Here is a 17043-nt window from a genome sequence, read left to right as displayed (position 1 = left end):
AGGACTGTCTTTCATCATTTATCATGAGAGAACACTATCCAGAAAGGTTGATAGCTAGCAATTTGTTTGTATCCAGGCAAGTTCAATTTAAACGATACATGGGGATCAGGGTAGGGCACAGCTATTATTTGATACTGATTAGTGGCTGCTCTTTCTTTCAAAGAAGTTAAATTATCAACTAACTCAATGCGGTTTCTATGATCCTCACCAAAAAAAGGTAAGATTGGAAAGTTGAGCTTACTCAATATTAGCGTGCGATCTGATTTTTCAAGACCAAGTCCTTTTAATCCGTTGGCTCCCGTCCAAAGATAAGGATGGAAGGCCAACTTGCGTTCCATTTCTGATTGAGCCATGGCGACTTTAAAAGGTACAGGAAATCCTTCCCCAATTTTTGAAAGCATGAAATAAACATTTGCAGCCACAATCAAAACCGAAAAAATAGCTAGCCCGTAGGCGTTATATTTTTTCAAAAAGAAATGCCGGTAAGGGTAGGCAAGCATAAAAGTTGCAAAGAGCATGAGATAAGGGCAAAAATAGCGAAAAGACCAAGAACTCGAAGGTAATGTAAGCAACAATAAACTAAAACCAAGGCCTAAAAAAAACAAAGTAAGAATAAAAGGCAATGATAACCGTGTTTTTAGAAAGTGAAGGAGGTTCTTGTTTTTTCGCCATAATCCATAGCCAAACCATGTTAGCATAGGTATACCAAGAAAACCTAAGCCATAAGTTAATATCCATGCGGTCTCTTGAGAAGATAGGTCAGGTAAACTTAAACCAGTTTTAACTATCCCATTTAGGTTATTAATCACATTACTAACAGATGGCACTGCAGATTCTACGTGTTTAAACGGATTACCATAGATAAACAAATTAATGATGTAACGGCTATTACCAGTGGCGAGAGATAAAATGCACCCTGAAAATAGCCAAAAAGTATCTTTTCGTCCTCTAAAGCCTACCCAAAGAAGTAAAATTGCCATCAAAATGACATAAGGGAGGACAGTTATTTTGGCTCCGCTAGCAATTCCTAAAGCTGTGAAAGCAAATAATAGATCCAATTCGTTATGGAGTTTGTTGTTTATAGTCAAAACACGTAAAGTGAACCCTAACGCTATAGCAAAACTCATTATCGCCAGCAGATCGCCATTAATGGTCATTGCTAATCCTAAAAGCACAGGTGTAGAACCCAAAAGTAGACCGGCAACAACGCGAAATCGGGCGGGCAAACCAAAAAGGCCACTTAACCAACTGTAACCAAGAATACAGAAAAGCCAAATTTCAACGTTACCAAAGGATACTGCCTGGTCATTATCGACCGCTAATTGGTAAAACAAGCCATTTAATTCACCATTCCACTCGTTACTGAATAGGTTAAAAGCTTGGGTTGGCTGAACGGTAAAGAGTGTCTTGTAATAAGCATAAAATTCATAATAAGCATAAAATTCAAGGCGAGTTAAACCATATATTACCCCGTCTAATGTTTGATCAAAAAAATAGATACTTCGGTAAGTTAAAATCGAGAAAATTGCAACCATCGTTAAAAATGCAATCGAATTTGTTGGGCTTAGAAAAAGTTTCCAGTCTGTTATTGAAAGGGTAGGTGCTTTTGTCTCTCTTGCGAGGAACAAAACAAAAACAAAATTTACTAGAAACATTCCAAGCCAAATACCACCAGCTGAAAGGCTATGAAATGCGGAAAGTAGTAGCATCCAAGCTATGAAGAAACACTGGATAACTAGCCAACTTCCTAGTAAACTTGCAAGAATATCTGGATATTTTTTTATTATTAGGCGCGCACAAAGTCCTATTGCAAGTAGCTTGAAGAAAAATACCAATAATAACATTGCAGCAAACTGACTCATAAGCACCTACCTATGCTAATTGCTCTATGACTAGATCTTGTAGTTGAATAGAGCCTTTACCCACGGACCATCCCCCGAGGCCAAAACCAAGCAACCCTTCCCAGTCGGGCTCTGTAACTGTAAAAATATTCGTAAATATTGTTGGCCTACTGTAGGTTGCCGGAGGGATTATGATTAATTTTTGGGCGCCCAACAGAGAAATATGGCCATTGCCTTCTTTTACATAACCTGCAATTTTTGCGGAAATTTGATAGGTTCCTTTTGATAGGTGTATTGGTGAAACTAGCGCAGAATCCACTAAGTGGTTTTTGCTACTTATAACAAGCTCCGATATTTGATAAGAAATTTTATTTTGCGGATCAGAATTCCAGATTTGCCATTGCTTAAAATTGGTTTTTGGTAAAGTCACAAGATCGTTGGAATAAGGGCGAATTTCAGTCAATTTATTGCTTGTAAATATCACTTTAATTTTTCTCTCTTCCAGTTTTGCCCTCGATTTTTCTGAGCTAAAGAAATTATCAGCAATAAAACGTTCATTGGCTGGTAGATAGGCGTCTTTTCGGTAAGGCCTAAAGTCCATATAAATTAAATGGCCACTAACAGCCGCTTTTTCCGCATCAGGTTCTATGAACAAAATTTTTTCATTAAAGGGAAGATGTTGCATTTTTCTCAATGTAAATTGCTCATTTAAATCTCGAGGGCTATAACTTGTCGCACAGAAATAACCAATTTGAACCATATTTAAGCAGCAGAAATAACCAAAAGGAATGCCTAATAACCACCAGTTTAGCCCTGCGGTTTTTTTAAGTTTATTCCAACACCAAATAAATCCCGTTGTAGCTGGCAAAATTAATAATAAATGCAAGAAAAGGGTTGTTTTAATTGAGAAATCAGTGTCGTGGGTAAAGATTAAGAAAAGTTGGCCAACTAGGAACATTAAGCCGTAACTTATGCTTGCCCGATTAACTTTTTTGAGAGAAAGGGAGAATAAGAAAAAAAGGAATCCAAGAGCGAGAATTCCTTCATTCAAAAAATAATATTGCCATCCAAAATGAATTGGCCATCCTAAAAGGCTAGCAGATTGGCCTGCCCAGTCTTTTGCTTCCCAGACAAAGTAGCCTGTTAATGAAATGAGCAAAGTTAAGGAAGTAAATTGTTTGCGGTAGTCTGAATAAGACTTAGAAAAAAGGTCCCAGGCAAAAAACAATCCAAATAGGATGTAGATAATGGGTATGAAAATGTACCCTGATAGTGCAGCACAACTTAAAAGTAATGGAAATAATATGCTGCGTGACCACGAAGATGGGCGTATTAAAAATAAACCATGCGCAAAATATGCATGAGCAGCAAAATAAATATTGGGGAATAAAGATTGTATCCACAAATAGGTTATCACTCCAAAAGTCAGATTTCCCATGGGAATGAAATAAAAAATTTATTGGAGTATCCGTTGCGAACAGAATAGGCGCTAAGCCCCCCGTAAAGGCGGCCATGAGTAAACCAGCGGCCCTTTGCCGATGAGTCAACCCAAATTTTTCCATGATCATTTCTAACAAACCCAAGGTTTGCCAAGCTACCCATAGCACCATACAGGAAAAAATGGGTAGAAATAGTTTTGCTTTTTCTAAACTTCGGGCAATTAATCCTAGAGGTAAATAAAAAGACAGATTATAGGCAAAAGTAAGTTGGGGAAAGTAAGGGTTAGGTGCTGGCCATTGGTGAACATGGGCCGCGGCAATAATCGCGGCAATTTGCTTTGGAAGATCAAATATTTCAGGCAGGTGAAATTTTGTGCATAACCCAATTAAACAGGGGCCATAAATAGATAAAAGAACACCTAGAAAAGCAAGTTTTATTGCAAACGCGGGCGTAAAACGAAATTTTCGTATATGAAATTGCGAATAATTGCGATAAAGAGATAGAGAGAGTGAAAAAGAAAGAATACAGGATAATAATCCTCCAAGTAGTAAGGATTTACAAATAACTAAAGTAAATAAACACAATAAGGCGGTTAGAGCGTATCCTGTAATAGATTCTATGGCATTAGGAAGAATATAGGCTTTTTTATCTTTGGTAGTTAGAGAAACCGATTGAAAGATCCATCGTATGCTATAGCCGCTAGTAAAAAGTAAGTGCACGACAAAAAAAAATGTGAAGAGGGATTTAGCGATATGCATTAATTCACCTTCCTTTGCGTTTATTCATAGTGCTATAGATGGAATTTCGGCCTTTAATTTAGAAAAGGCCTTAGATTGGAAGAATTTTAACTAAGCTAATTCATATTCCTTCAACTCGGGGACTTCTTTAGCACTATGATTCAGCAACTCAACAATTTTTCTTCCCTCACGAATCGCATAATTTGTTCCTCGATCCTCGGGATAAATCTGTGCCATAGTGGATATCAACGCATTTTTGTAGGGTGTTTCAGAACCTGGGACGTAACTTGAATAATTTCGCTCTGTAACAGGTTGGGCGTATTCAGCACGCCAGAGTTTGTATTCAATAATCCAAGAACGGTCGAGTTCTGGGAACATGCGCTGTAAATGTTGTAGGGCAAACTCCAAATACTGCTCTTCAGTGTAATGCCATACAGGATCTTCTACTGCAAGATAGCGTGATAAAAAGGCGATTCGTGTTCCATTGTAGTTGTCTGGTGAATCAAAATTGGTATGCTCGATTACCCCAACAAAAGGAAACCCAGGATCATTCACATTGGTCCAATAAATATCTGACAAACTGCGTTTCAATCGTAAGACTAAACATAAATTACCTAAATACTTCACTCTTCTTAAGCGTTTTACCCAGTTTGGATCGGCAACACCGTCAAAAATGTTTGCTATGATGCTGAACGAAGGAGTAAAAAGAAATTGTTTGCCAAATATTTCTCCTTGATTGGTAACAACGCTCTTTAAATAATTGCCATGAGTAGTTACACCTGTGACCCGTTCGTTAAAACTAACTTTACCACCGGCATTTTTGATCGCGGTGACCAAAGCTTCAGCAAGGCGGCCAAAGCCGCCTTTAAAATAGGCTAGCTCCTCACCGCCCTTTTTATCGCGAGTGCTACCACGCAAGACAAGTTTTTTCCAGAACCAAACTGCACTAACCTCCTCGGCAAATAGCGAAAATTTGGATTGTATTAATGGTTCCCATACGATCTTGTAGACTGTTTTTCCACAGAGGGACTCAAGCCATTCTCTAATGCTTAAATGTTCTATAGAGCGCCAATCTTTAACCATTCGCACTTGATACACTAAAAGACCTAAGCGAATCCGATCGACGAAGGATAATGCAGTGAAGCGGAGCAAATCCATGGGTGTTGATAATTTCCACATTTTGCCGTTGAAATACATGCCTGTGCGTGAGGGTAAGGTAATGATGTCCCCTTGCATACCCAATTCATTCACGAGCTCAGGAACATAAAGGTCGTTGTTAAACCAGTGATGATAAAATTTTTCAATGCGAACGCCATCGGCAAATTCAAAAGTTCCCGCTAAGCCTCCTGGGGTATCATCGGCCTCAATGATTCGAACTTTTTTTCCTTGTTTGGCAAGCACATAACCAGCAGTTAGGCCCGTGAAGCCGGCACCAATAATTACAACATCGTATTGATTCATCATCTAATCCTTAAAAACTCGCTTAAGCTTTAATGGTTTGTTTCTTTATCACTGCCTTAAACAATTCTGGTGTGAATAGGATAGCAATAACACCAGCTAAGGTAGTCGGTAACCAAAGTGATAAATGAGATAAAACCGCAAAACTTGCGGCCTGCCCTGCTGCCCCGCCTAGCAATGAAATGGCAGTAAAAGCTGCTAAATGAAAAGGACCAATATACCCTGGAGACGAAGGAACAAGTGTTGAAAAAGTCACTATGGCCATGACCATCATAGCTGGCGGAAGGCTGGTTTCTAAATGAAAGCCCATCAATAAGCACCAAAACAAGCCAGATTCACAAACCCAAACTATAATTGAAACCGCAAACAAGGCGGCTAGAACGCGCCATCTGGACATTGCTTCAAAACCAAAAAGCAAATTAGCAAGGGCTTTAAATAATTTTTCCTTTGTAGAATATGGCTTCCCATCAGTAGGGGTAAGGCCAGTGAGCCATCTGGCTAATCGTCCGCTAAATAAAAACATCATGGCTAATGCGAGGCTACCCAGAGTAACCATTGTTAGGACTGATTGGGCAAGCCACGTTGGCAATTGCGTACCTTTGGTGATGACTAGCCCGATCATTAAACAAGCAAACACGGTTAAAACATCAACTAAACGCTCCATGACTAGGCTGCTTGTTGCTGTTGCTTTATCCACGCCTATCGCTGAAGGGAAAACAAATGCGCGCACTACATCACCTAGTCTTAATGGCAAGAGGTTGTTAAGGGCCATTGAACCCAGGAAAGGTGCTGTGCAGGTTGCTAATTTGACGGGTGCTTTTGCTGCGCGTAGCATTAAAGTCCAACGAGCGACCCTAAAAAAATAGCCAATAGCTAAGGAAAAAAGGCCGTAAATTAAAAAAATCCATTGAAATTGGGATAATGCTAAACTTAGGCCTGATAAGTCCACTTTTCGTGCGATGAGAATCAGGCAAGCAGCGGAAATGAGAAGACCTAAAATATGTTTGCTCCAACCTCCGGTCTTGCCTGGGGATGCACTTAAGGCGTTAAGGGTTTCGGTATTTGACATTAGCATCCCCTACTGGATGGCATGAGTTGATTCATTGGCTACCCCTTCAAAATTTAAGCTCAGCTTCTTCAAAGTTGAGGCTATGTTCGATAACGGCGACTGGATCTGAGCGTAAAATAAGGTAAATACGCAGTAAATACTCTCCAATTACACCCAGTAAAATAGAGTTTAATCCTATCCCGAAGAAAACAAGAATATGGATACTGGCAAGGCCTTGTGGTAAATCAGGATGCAAAATACGTAAAAATAAATAGTAGATTCCCCCGAGGATGCTAATTGCCAGCATTACCATCCCGACAAAAGAGGCAAAGCGAAGTGGGACTGAGGAATGATTAAAAACAGCCGTCAACCCCAAGCGAATGAGGCGCGTCAAATTAAATTTGCTGTAACCAGCAACTCTTGCCTCCCGATCATAAGGAATCCCAATTTGTTTAAAACCCAAATTAGCAATCATCCCACGCAAATAGGGATTAGAAGTGCGTATTCCGGAAAGCGCGGTAATTACCTTGCGATCAACGAGTCTAAAATCGCCAGCATTCGGAGGAATAGGATGCTCGCTAATTTTATCGATTATCCAGTATCCGAATTGCCTAAATTTATTTAATAACCAATTCTCCTTCCTTCGTTTTCTGATGCCGTAGATGACGGCATATCCTTTTTGCCAGTACTCAAAAAAAGTCTCAAGCATTTCCGGGGGATCTTGTAAATCGGCGTCAATCTGCATTACCGCGTCGCCGCGGGTATGAAGGTAATTAGCGAGGATTGAGCGCTGGAAACCAAAATTTTTTGAAAATCGAATCGCCCTAATTCGCGAGTCTTTTTGCGCCAGCTCTGCGAGCTTTTCCCAGGTAGCATCATCAGAATGGTTATCGGAAAATACAAATTCCAAATGGCATTTCCCTGCCATACGAGCACCCAATTCAGCAAGACGGGCATAAAGTGTATCGAGATTTGCTGCTTCATTTAAAACGGGGATAGAAATGGAGATTAAAGGCAGCGCATTTTCTTGGGCTTCAACTTTCTCTAACTCAAACATGTTAGCTCCCCATGGATTTGTTTGCATAAGCATAAATAATCGACTAAAGCAGGAAGTGTTTCCCTAAATGCAATCGTGGTTAGGAAATCCGGGCGCTGAAATCTAAAATTGTAATTTTCTTTAATTGGAGCAGTTGAGGCTCCAATATTTAGCAAATGCAAACAATCAAAATATTTAAACACAAAATGGGCAATTTCTTTGAGTGAAACAGCCTCGCCATGACTAAGCTCGATCGCCCCTTTTACTTGGGCTGTGACGAGTAAATGAATCGCCTTAATTTCATCATGGAGGTGATGATATTCCCGCAGCTGATTCCCAGGAGACATGTTAAAGGGAGTTTGATTGAGGAGAGATTTTAATATTTGCCCTAGAAACATAAATGGACTGGGTAAACCGACACCATAAAGGGTATGCATACGAATATGAAGGGGAGGGTTCTCAAGAGATAAGCATTCAGAAACCAAATGACCCAATTTTGTTTTACTTAATATGTAAGGGTTGGATGTTTCTGTGCCGACCACTTTTTCCATTACTGTTCCAAAAGTCACTGTCCTTAACCCTACCCTATTTGCTCCTTCTATAATGTTTTTGGGAAGCAGGAAATTGATTCTATGATGTTCGTCATAGACCCTACTTGGATCGAGAACTCCAGCGGCGACATACACAACGCCATTCTCGCTATTTTTTTTCTTTTTTTCGAAATAGAAAGAGGCTGCATCTGCTCCATCGGGGTGCCACCAGCTGGCATAGGTTGATTGCTCTACCGCAACCGCTTGCGATGGAGATAAAAAATGAACGATGGTTTTTCCTAATCGGCCTGTAGAGCCTACTACAAAATCCATACTTTACCTTACCTACAAACCAATATCCTTTTGTCCGGTAGCAGGGCTTGTTCAGCAACTCCCATTCCTCGGACTCCAAATTTACAGCCGCAATCATCAGTTATACCGCGTATCAACGAACGATTACTTTGCCGCTCGAAATAGTACGACAGTAAGAATACTAATGCAATTTATCCGATAAGATTGTTAAAACTCGTTAAAGTTAATCAGTATAAATGATTCTGCTAGATTTCTTCTATCAAAATTAAATTTTGTCGAGCACTATTTGTGCTTCGCATGGTTAGCATAATTTATAATTTCCGCTGCAGTTAAGGATTTAGGTTCCCAACGAATAACAGGCATAATTTGATAAAAAAACACTTGATTATCTTCTCTGACCAAAAAGGGTTTAGCTCCTAAGAGCTTAGTCAGTTTTTCAATTAAACTGTTAGCATTGTCTTCAAACCCACGACGATCGATGTAAATGCCGGAAAAGCCTAAGCTGCGAATAATTTCCAATTGCTTTTCAATGGGTTCTTGAGCAAGAGAGCGGTAGAACAGATCGCCCTCTCTCCCTCTTATACTTCCTGTGCTCCAGCGTAGTGTCTTAGAGTTCAAATAGCCCCCCAGTAATTCATAATCAGGTAGATTAAGATACTGTCCATACTCAGGAAACCGAACATACGGAAGCTGATAAATCGAGGAGCCAGGAGGTAAAGTGGCCTCAATCTTTTTTATGAAATTTCTTTCCATGACAAATTGTTGTTGTGAGGATTGGGTCAGAGGTTGTAGAGTTTTTGGTGTTTGGTCAAATAGTCCGATGAATAAGATGCTTAATGGGATTAGTGAGCCCATCCACGCGTTTTTTGCAAAAAGAGATTCCACCTTTTTATTATGTTGGAGCATGACAAAAAAACCAATAAATGCCGCAAAAGAGATAAAAATACTTATCCTATTCCACGCTCTAATCAATGGTGAGACAAAAAGCGCAAATAAAACATTAAAGCTCCCTACCGTTGCAACCAATAAAAAGGTGAGTACCAAAATAGCGAGCAATCTAAGGCGAATATCGATTTGTTTGCCCAGCGAGGCATAAAATAAGCTAAAAAGGAGTATCAGGAAGCCTATAGAAGCAAAAAAGCCCAAAGCCGAGGTGGCTGCCGCCTCATTCATACCAAAATGAGTACCGTATAAGTTAATGTAATTTCCTAAACGTCTAATTCTGTGTAAAGAAGACGGAAAGAACAAGTGTACAATTTTTAATGAGTAGCGCTCAGTTTCTTCTGGGAGACGGAAAGCGGCTTCAAAATTCTTGCTGTGAGTGTGTTTGTACACCAAAGTAGGTAAAACATTCAGCGTGACGCCTAAAGCAACCAAGCTTGAAAGGGCAACGGCTGAAAAAAGTCCTTGAGATTTTTGATTTCTAAAGGAAGCGGCTACTCCAGCAACGATGAAAAGAAGAATGCCAAAGGATGCATAATAAACACCAAACGAACTCAATATGATTAACGGGAGCATTACTGTGACGATTTTTTTTGGCGTATTGAGAGGCCAAATGGAAAAATCGCCTAAAAAAATTTTCCAACCGTAAAAAAAATAGATTGGAACTACAAAATACCAGGTGTAGAAAACATGGCCTAAGCGCAAAAAGTGGAATGGCGCAAAAGCAAATAACATCCCTCCAACAAATGCATATGCTGTTCTTAGGGCAAAAGATTTCAGGGCTAAAAAGCTGAATATAAAAGCGAGTGGAAAACCAAGTAATATATAGAGATTTAAAGCACCATAATAAGTGCCAGTCAATGTTCCCAAGGCTTTTAAAATAATTAAATTTCCATTATCGGAGTGCGGGTAGTCTAAAAAATTTGAGCCGAAAGGATAGCCGCTATGAGGATTTTCAAAGAGCCAACCTTCTATAACCCGTTTAATTTCCCAAGAAGTAAAATTGATATCACCGCCATAAATATAGGGGTATTTTAGATTGGGTATTAATCCAGACGGCCATCCAGAAAATAGAATGCTTGCAAATAAAAAGCAAAAAATTGACCCTGCCAGTAATAGCTTCCAATTTAAGCGAAGAGGAAAAAGGAGTGATAGACTCTGAGGAAATTCGTCTTGTTGCATGGGATTCCTAACTAATTAATTCTCAGTTCCAAATTGATTTCTATTGAGTTAAGGCTTGGAATTATTTAAGCAGGTAAAAGGTTAACCTATTCAAGTAATAAGTCAAACGAATCTTTGCGCTATTAATAACCAGTAAGGATTTGACATTATCTTTTTTAAAAAGTAGGCTTTCGCTCATTATTCTGTCCCATGCCCCCAGTGATTCAAGGATACATTAATGAAAATCAAAGCGAGCGACTACATTGCAAAATTTTTAAAAACCCAAGGGGTAAAATTTATTTTTGAAATGTCAGGCGGGATGATCACTCAGATTTTAGATTCAATCCATCAAGAAGGCGGAATTGATATTGTCAGTATGCATCATGAGCAATCCGCCGCTTTTGCTGTGGATGCCTATGGGCGCTGCACTGGTAATGTAGCAGTCGGCATGGCGACAAGTGGTCCGGGCGCAACGAATTTAATTACCGGTATTGCCAGCTGCTACTTTGACTCCTCTCCAGGCCTTTTTATTACTGGCCAAGTGAATACACATGAGCAAAAGGGAGACAGAGGCATTCGTCAACTCGGATTTCAGGAAACGGATATTGTTTCAATGGCACAAATTATTACTAAAAAAAGTTATGCCATTACTTCTGCCGATCAGATTGAGCCAACATTAAAAGAAGCTTATGAAATTGCAATTAGCGATAGGCCTGGGCCGGTACTTATCGATATCCCTATGAATTTACAAAGAGCAGAAATTGAGGTTGGTCAAATCGGAAAAATTGAAAGAAAGAAAATTGAGGCCTCTGTAGATAATGGAATTTTTGACGTGCTATTAGACGCAATCATGCAAGCTAAAAAACCACTTATTTTAGCAGGCGGCGGTATCCATGGTGCTGGTGCTAGCGAAGCTTTTTTGCGCCTGGTTGATAAATTGCAAGTTCCTATTGTTACCTCTCTTCTTGGTGTGGACACCATTGACTTTAATCATCCCCTACGTGTTGGTTTTATTGGTAGTTATGGCAATCGCTGGGCAAATATCGCTTTGGGGCATTGTGACTTGTTAATTGTGGTTGGCAGTCGTTTGGATATACGTCAAACAGGGGCAGATGTCGAATCTTTTCGTAAAAATAAAAAAATATTCCACGTGGACTGCGATGCTAGCGAAATTAATAACCGGGTTAAAAGTTGTGTGCCTATTGTTATGGACGCTGCTGATTTTATTGCTGAGATGTTACAGATCCTTGGCGATAAGGCATTAACCCTTAAAAAATCTTGGCTTGATGAAATCTTGCAACAGAAAAAAGAATGGCCTGATAGTAACGAGTTGCGCAATATAACGGGTATTAATCCTAATCAATTTATGCATTCTCTTTCGCAAAACTCGCAAAACTCGCAAAAGGCGAAAGGATATGTTGTCGACGTGGGAAATCACCAGATGTGGTCTGCTCAGTCGCTCGAAATCAATGCAAATCAGTTTTTCATCACTTCTGGTGGAATGGGTGCCATGGGGTTTGCACTTCCCGCTGCAATTGGCGCTTCTCTAGCCCATAATAAGGAGCCTGTCATCGTTATTGCTGGTGACGGATGTTTTCAATTAAATATCCAAGAATTACAGACAATAGTGCGGAATAATATCCCGCTTAAAATGGTTGTCATTAACAACAATTGCCTCGGTATGATCCGACAGTTTCAGGATAGCTATTTTAACGGGCGGTATCTATCGACTTACTGGGGATATAGCGCGCCTAATTTTGAGGCTGTTGCAAAGGCCTACGGCATTCCTGCAAAAACAATTTCAACCCCAGATGAAATTGGATCTAATTTGGAATGGTTTTGGGAGTGTGAGGGAGCAACCTTATTGCAAGTAATGATTGATATGCGTGCAAATGCTTATCCTAAAATTGCGTTTGGGCATCCTATTACCGAAATGGAACCTATGATAGCTCCCGTTGCCATGGAGGCGACTTAATGATGTGCTGTTTGTAAAGCGTTAAACGCGCTTAAAAACAAGATGTTTATTTAAAACAAATCCTAAGGCTGCGGAAAGAATAAAGGAGACAAAGCCTGCAATGTAAAAGTCATATAGTTCTTTTAAAAGGGAGATAATACCAATATTGAAAAAGTATAAAAAAACATAAACGCCGATAAACTTAAAAATCAGTAAATTATTCGCGCTATTAAAAACAAGCCTGCCAATTGTTTTAAAGTTAAATAAAACGCCTAAAACAGTTGCCAGAAATAAAGCTTTGGTATATTGCATCCCTAAAAAAATAAAGATTGCATATAATAAATAACCAAATAAAGTATTTAAAATACCTACAAAAATATACCTTATAATTTGTTGTTTTGAATCCATGTCGTTTTAACAAACCTCTCTGTACAAGATCTTTGCGTACCATTCTTTCGTAAGGTTTATTGCATCCATTAATTTAATGTGAGGAGTGAGTTGTAGTTCGGTACGGGCTCGACTAATATCAGGAACATAACGTTCTACACAGCTTTTTTCGGGTTTGGGCTGCATTACATTAATCCCTATTGAGTTTGCAAAGGCCTCTGCTACTCGATGAGCGACCTCAAGAAGGCTATAGTCTTCGTCAGAACCTACGTTATAAGGATAGGCTGTCTTCCCTTTAAAAAGGACGGTCCATAACCAAATGGCTAAATCAGCGGTATATAAATAAGAGCGAAAAGGTGTGCCGTCACCTTTAATTTGAATGGGTTCCCCGTCCAAGCCATTGCGGATGAAATTACCGATTGCAAAATGGCCATCCAAAGGCAAATAAGGCCCAACGAAAGCAAAGCAACGGGCAATTTTTATATCTAATCCATATTGACTTGCGTATAAATAACCTAAGTGCTCCGCGGTACATTTCCCTAGGGCATAAGTTGATTTTGTATCGGTCAAGTAAGAGAGGCTAGGATAAGATTCAGGCATATGAGTAACGTTCGAAGGTTGTTTTCCATAAACAGCACCGGAGCTGACTAATAAAAATTTTTTAGCTTTGCAGTATCGAGCAAATTCCAAAGTATGCTTGGTGCCTTGGACAATACCATCAAAAACAGTTAAAGGTTCATTGGTAATTAATTTGGCATTGGTGTCAGTGGCTGCATGAATGATATGCGAAAAATGTCCTTGGGGATACGTGAAATTTCTGACATCGCCCTCGTAAAATTTTACACAAGGTTGATGATACAAATAAGGATATTTATGGGCAAAATTATGAATATTCCGTGTTAATACATAGGCTTCTGCATTAAGGTCGAGCTTTTTATTAATCCAAAGAAAGCTTTCAAGTAGCCAACAACCAAAAAATCCTGTTCCACCTGTAATAAAAATGCGTTGATTGCGTAATTCTTCCCAAAAAGAAGATGTCTTACTAAGGACGTAATCTAAATCGTTGGCTAACGGGTTCTTCATATCATTGTGAAAAGTTGATTCGTTCTTTTTCTACGACTAAAGGTCGTTTGATCACTCGCGTATGTATAGATGCAATATACTCACCCAGTAAACCAATGAAAAAGAGCTGTATTGATGAAAAAAAGAAAAGGCCAATTAAAATTGGCGCCACCCCAAGATTGAAGCTATTCCAGAAAAGCAATTTCAAAATGAAAAACACACATGAAATCAAAAAGCTAAGCAGTGATAGCGAAAAACCGGCCATGGTTGCCAAACGTAAGGGGATTTTAGAATGACTGGTAATTCCTAACATTGCCATATCGTATAACGAATAAAAATTATTCTTGGTCACACCGCGTGCGCGTCGGGGCTGATTGTAAGGAACTTCGGCAATTTCAAGTCCGATCTCCGCAATTAAACCACGGAAGTAAGGGTAAGGATCTTTGTAGTTGCGTAAAATATTAACTACTTCTTTGTCATATAATCCAAAGCCTGTAAAGTTTTTTATGAGTTTTACATCAGCGATTCGCGTGACGAAATTATAATACGCCCGACGAATAGTAAACATCAGTTTGGATTCCTGACTTTCAGGTTTAACACCCACTACAATCTTATAGCCTTCTTCCCATTTTTTGATGAATTCTTTAATCATCGTTGGAGGATCTTGTAGATCGGCAACAATCAGTATGGTTGCATCCCCATTTGTTTCTAATATGGCGTGATACGGAGAGCGAATGTGGCCAAAATTTCGAGCGTTAACGATGATTTTTGTATAAGGATCCTGTTCAGCAATCTTTCTTAAAATGGCTACAGTGTTGTCCGTAGAGGCATTATCTATAAAAATATGTTCATAACGGTAATTGGGAATTTCGGCAAATATTGCTTTGACTTGTTTATGGATTTCTTCAACATTTGCTTCCTCATTATAACAAGGGGTAACAACACTGATTAATTTCATAAAATTCCCAATTAATTAAGTCTTAAATAAACTTGGATAAGCCCACTGGGCCTATCCATTAGTTGGTATTAGGCTACCACTTCCTTTCCAGCATGTTCTTTGGCAAACAGCTCAAATGACTGATGGATATGATTCATCATTTCAGCAGTTAATCCATGATGGCAGCCAAGCAAAATTCCACCACGCATCACTTGGTCGGCATTAGGATAACCGTTAGCTGACTCACGGCGTTGAATCTTGCTAAATCCTGGTTGACGCAAAATATTACCTGTAAAAACTGTTCGGGTTTGTATGTTGCGTTTCTCGAAGAATATTTGCAGTTCTTTGCGGGAAAACGGTGCGCTATCTTTAATTGTCAGCGGGAATGCCAACCATCCTGTTTTTGAATTGGGTAGCTGTTTAGGTAGAATAAACCAGTCTTTGTACTGGCTAAAAAATTGAGTGTGTTGCTCAAAGGCGTGTTCACGAGCTGAAATATTTTGAGGCAGTTTGCTAAGTTGAACTAAACCAAAAGCAGCGCCCATTTCAGAGGGTTCAAGGTTATAACCTAATGCTTCGAACACAAATTTTGCGTCGTAGTCAATGCCGTCCACTTGAATGTTAAAACGATTCTCAATGGCTTCAGATTCAACAAACAAGGAAGAGCTTCTGCCCCAGCTGCGTAACAATTTGGCTCGAGAGGCTAGGCTATCTTCATTGACACACAACATTCCTCCATTGCCTGCACAGTTGACCACGTGCGAACCGTAAAAGCTGGTAGTACTTATATCGCTGAATCGGCCTACAGAGAGCCCATCAATCGTAGCTCCCAGGGTATCTGCCGAATCTTCAATAACAATTAGATTATGCTTATCCGCAATTTCTCTCAGCAGCTTCCAATTGGGCAGATTGCCTAACAAATTGGGGATCATCATTGCCTTAGTTTTAGGCGTTATCATGGCTTCTACTTGATTTGCATCGATATTAAAAGTACCCATTTCAACGTCAACGAACACAGGAATTAAGCCATTCCTGATGAGAGGGGCGACGGTCGTTGAAAATGTTAAGACCGGTGTAATCACTTCGGAACCTGCAGGCAGGTCTGCTATTTCAACAGCCAAATAATTAGCGGAAGAACCGGAGTTAACCATAATCCCGTGTTTTTTCTTAAACAAAGTTGCTACTTTATCTTCCATCTCACGCACATGTTTTCCCATTTGGGTTGAGGTGCGTAATACAGAGACAACTGCTTCAATTTCTTCTTCACCGTGTACTGTTTTTCCATAAGGTACATGAATAAATTGCTGAGTGCCCATTTATTTTTCTCTCTTAAATAATTAAATCATTTGCTTCCGAATCACCAAGTTTTCCAAGGCGCTTTACCGGATTCCCATAATTCTTCTAAATAGTTTTTATCCCGAAGGGTGTCCATTGGGTGCCAAAAACCATCATGATGAAAAGCAGATAATTCCCCTTCTGCAGCGAGACGCTCTAAAGGATCTTTTTCCCAAATCGTATCGTCGTCTTGAATATAATTGATAACTTGGGGTGATAAAACAAAGAAACCACCATTAATCCAGCCACCATCGCCTTGAGGCTTTTCTTTAAAGCCGGTAATGCGCTCATTATCCATTATAAGGGAACCGAAACGGCCAGGAGGTTGAATTGCAGTTAAAGTGGCTAATCCTTTTTGCCTTTTATGAAAAGCGATCAGTTCGCTGATGTTTACGTCGGAAACCCCATCACCATAAGTAAGACAAAAATCTTCGTTGCCTACATGATTAGCGATTCGCTTTATGCGCCCTCCTGTCATGGTTTTTTCACCCGTTTCCACCAAGGTAATTAGCCATGGCTCAGCGTTATTTTGATGGATTTCCATTTTATTATTGTTGATATCTAAAGTGACATCAGACATGTGTAAGAAATAGTTGGCAAAATACTCTTTGATGACATACCCTTTATAGCCTAAGCAAATGACAAAATTATGGATATTATGAGTAGAATATAATTTCATAATATGCCATAGAATGGGTTTGCCGCCGATTTCAATCATAGGCTTCGGACGTACCGATGTTTCTTCACTTATTCGGGTGCCTAAGCCGCCTGCTAAAATCACTGCCTTCATAAAACCTCCTTATATACTACGAAACTTAAGCGCCTAAAGATATTGGTGCCCGAGTTAATCGCCTATTTTTTCA

At 39.6% G+C, this 17043-nt stretch carries 14 protein-coding genes; 1 reads left to right on the top strand and 13 read right to left on the bottom strand.

The features are described 5' to 3' along the window. Positions 1-14: 14 nt before the first annotated feature. The 8 genes from LMI_RS14475 to LMI_RS14440 all read right to left on the bottom strand — a co-directional run bounded on the left by LMI_RS14475 (position 15) and on the right by LMI_RS14440 (position 10526). Positions 15-1862 carry a hypothetical protein gene (locus LMI_RS14475; protein WP_045100414.1) on the bottom strand — a complete coding sequence of 616 codons (1848 nt, stop codon included), beginning with the start codon at positions 1860-1862 and terminating at the stop codon, positions 15-17. 10 nt (positions 1863-1872) lie between these two features. Further along, on the bottom strand, positions 1873-3000 hold the full coding sequence (locus LMI_RS14470; protein WP_143000981.1) for a hypothetical protein: 1128 nt from the start codon (positions 2998-3000) through the stop codon (positions 1873-1875). A 40-nt stretch (positions 3001-3040) separates the two neighbouring features. Then, positions 3041-4039 (bottom strand): hypothetical protein, encoded by a 999-nt coding sequence (locus LMI_RS14465; protein ID WP_045100412.1) that lies wholly within the window; start codon positions 4037-4039, stop codon positions 3041-3043. Positions 4040-4129: 90 nt separating this feature from the next. Next, a complete protein-coding gene (locus tag LMI_RS14460) occupies positions 4130-5482 on the bottom strand; it encodes an NAD(P)/FAD-dependent oxidoreductase (protein ID WP_045100411.1) in 1353 nt (450 codons plus the stop codon). Between the two features lie 19 nt (positions 5483-5501). Beyond that, positions 5502-6545, bottom strand: coding sequence for a lysylphosphatidylglycerol synthase transmembrane domain-containing protein (locus LMI_RS14455; protein WP_045100410.1), 1044 nt, complete (start codon positions 6543-6545; stop codon positions 5502-5504). A gap of 46 nt (positions 6546-6591) precedes the next feature. Then, entirely contained in the window at positions 6592-7581 is a 990-nt protein-coding gene (locus tag LMI_RS14450; RefSeq protein ID WP_045100409.1) for a glycosyltransferase family 2 protein, read from the bottom strand. Next, positions 7569-8423, bottom strand: a complete 855-nt coding sequence (locus tag LMI_RS15550) for an NAD-dependent epimerase/dehydratase family protein (protein ID WP_045100408.1) — start codon at positions 8421-8423, stop codon at positions 7569-7571. The genes LMI_RS14450 and LMI_RS15550 overlap by 13 nt, the downstream gene beginning before the upstream one ends. 261 nt (positions 8424-8684) lie before the next feature. After that, complete coding sequence (locus LMI_RS14440; protein WP_052679601.1) at positions 8685-10526, bottom strand: hypothetical protein; 1842 nt, start codon at positions 10524-10526, stop codon at positions 8685-8687. A gap of 217 nt (positions 10527-10743) precedes the next feature. Between LMI_RS14440 and LMI_RS14435 the strand changes: the two genes are divergently transcribed. Further along, the gene (locus LMI_RS14435) at positions 10744-12480 is read left to right on the top strand and encodes a thiamine pyrophosphate-binding protein (RefSeq protein ID WP_197540466.1); all 1737 of its coding nucleotides are present in this window, start codon (positions 10744-10746) and stop codon (positions 12478-12480) included. Positions 12481-12501: 21 nt separating this feature from the next. Here the strand turns inward: LMI_RS14435 and LMI_RS14430 are convergent, their stop codons facing one another. From LMI_RS14430 to rfbF, 5 genes are all read right to left on the bottom strand, one after another. Continuing rightward, positions 12502-12867, bottom strand: coding sequence for a GtrA family protein (locus LMI_RS14430; protein WP_045100407.1), 366 nt, complete (start codon positions 12865-12867; stop codon positions 12502-12504). Positions 12868-12873: 6 nt separating this feature from the next. Beyond that, complete coding sequence (locus tag LMI_RS14425) at positions 12874-13929, bottom strand: NAD-dependent epimerase/dehydratase family protein (RefSeq protein ID WP_045100406.1); 1056 nt, start codon at positions 13927-13929, stop codon at positions 12874-12876. A 1-nt stretch (position 13930) separates the two neighbouring features. After that, positions 13931-14866 carry a glycosyltransferase family 2 protein gene (locus LMI_RS14420; RefSeq protein WP_045100405.1) on the bottom strand — a complete coding sequence of 312 codons (936 nt, stop codon included), beginning with the start codon at positions 14864-14866 and terminating at the stop codon, positions 13931-13933. 68 nt (positions 14867-14934) lie between these two features. Continuing rightward, positions 14935-16161: an aminotransferase class I/II-fold pyridoxal phosphate-dependent enzyme gene (locus LMI_RS14415; protein WP_197540465.1), complete on the bottom strand. Its 1227-nt coding sequence runs from the start codon at positions 16159-16161 to the stop codon at positions 14935-14937. 41 nt (positions 16162-16202) lie between these two features. After that, on the bottom strand, positions 16203-16970 hold the full coding sequence (gene rfbF, locus LMI_RS14410) for a glucose-1-phosphate cytidylyltransferase (protein ID WP_045100404.1): 768 nt from the start codon (positions 16968-16970) through the stop codon (positions 16203-16205). Positions 16971-17043 lie beyond the last annotated feature (73 nt).

Source organism: Legionella micdadei (assembly GCF_000953635.1).
Taxonomy (GTDB): Bacteria; Pseudomonadota; Gammaproteobacteria; order Legionellales; family Legionellaceae; genus Tatlockia; species Tatlockia micdadei.
This window is presented reverse-complemented; position numbering and strand designations above follow the sequence as displayed.

Coding starts and splice junctions, on each gene's coding strand:
- LMI_RS14430 (WP_045100407.1), bottom strand. CDS start 12,867: ATGGATTCAAAACAACAAATTATAAGGTATATTTTTGTAGGTATTTTA.
- LMI_RS14435 (WP_197540466.1), top strand. CDS start 10,744: ATGAAAATCAAAGCGAGCGACTACATTGCAAAATTTTTAAAAACCCAA.
- LMI_RS14415 (WP_197540465.1), bottom strand. CDS start 16,161: ATGGGCACTCAGCAATTTATTCATGTACCTTATGGAAAAACAGTACAC.
- LMI_RS14475 (WP_045100414.1), bottom strand. CDS start 1,862: ATGAGTCAGTTTGCTGCAATGTTATTATTGGTATTTTTCTTCAAGCTA.
- LMI_RS15550 (WP_045100408.1), bottom strand. CDS start 8,423: ATGGATTTTGTAGTAGGCTCTACAGGCCGATTAGGAAAAACCATCGTT.
- LMI_RS14450 (WP_045100409.1), bottom strand. CDS start 7,581: ATGTTTGAGTTAGAGAAAGTTGAAGCCCAAGAAAATGCGCTGCCTTTA.
- LMI_RS14455 (WP_045100410.1), bottom strand. CDS start 6,545: ATGTCAAATACCGAAACCCTTAACGCCTTAAGTGCATCCCCAGGCAAG.
- LMI_RS14440 (WP_052679601.1), bottom strand. CDS start 10,526: ATGCAACAAGACGAATTTCCTCAGAGTCTATCACTCCTTTTTCCTCTT.
- LMI_RS14420 (WP_045100405.1), bottom strand. CDS start 14,866: ATGAAATTAATCAGTGTTGTTACCCCTTGTTATAATGAGGAAGCAAAT.
- LMI_RS14465 (WP_045100412.1), bottom strand. CDS start 4,039: ATGCATATCGCTAAATCCCTCTTCACATTTTTTTTTGTCGTGCACTTA.
- LMI_RS14425 (WP_045100406.1), bottom strand. CDS start 13,929: ATGAAGAACCCGTTAGCCAACGATTTAGATTACGTCCTTAGTAAGACA.
- rfbF (WP_045100404.1), bottom strand. CDS start 16,970: ATGAAGGCAGTGATTTTAGCAGGCGGCTTAGGCACCCGAATAAGTGAA.
- LMI_RS14460 (WP_045100411.1), bottom strand. CDS start 5,482: ATGATGAATCAATACGATGTTGTAATTATTGGTGCCGGCTTCACGGGC.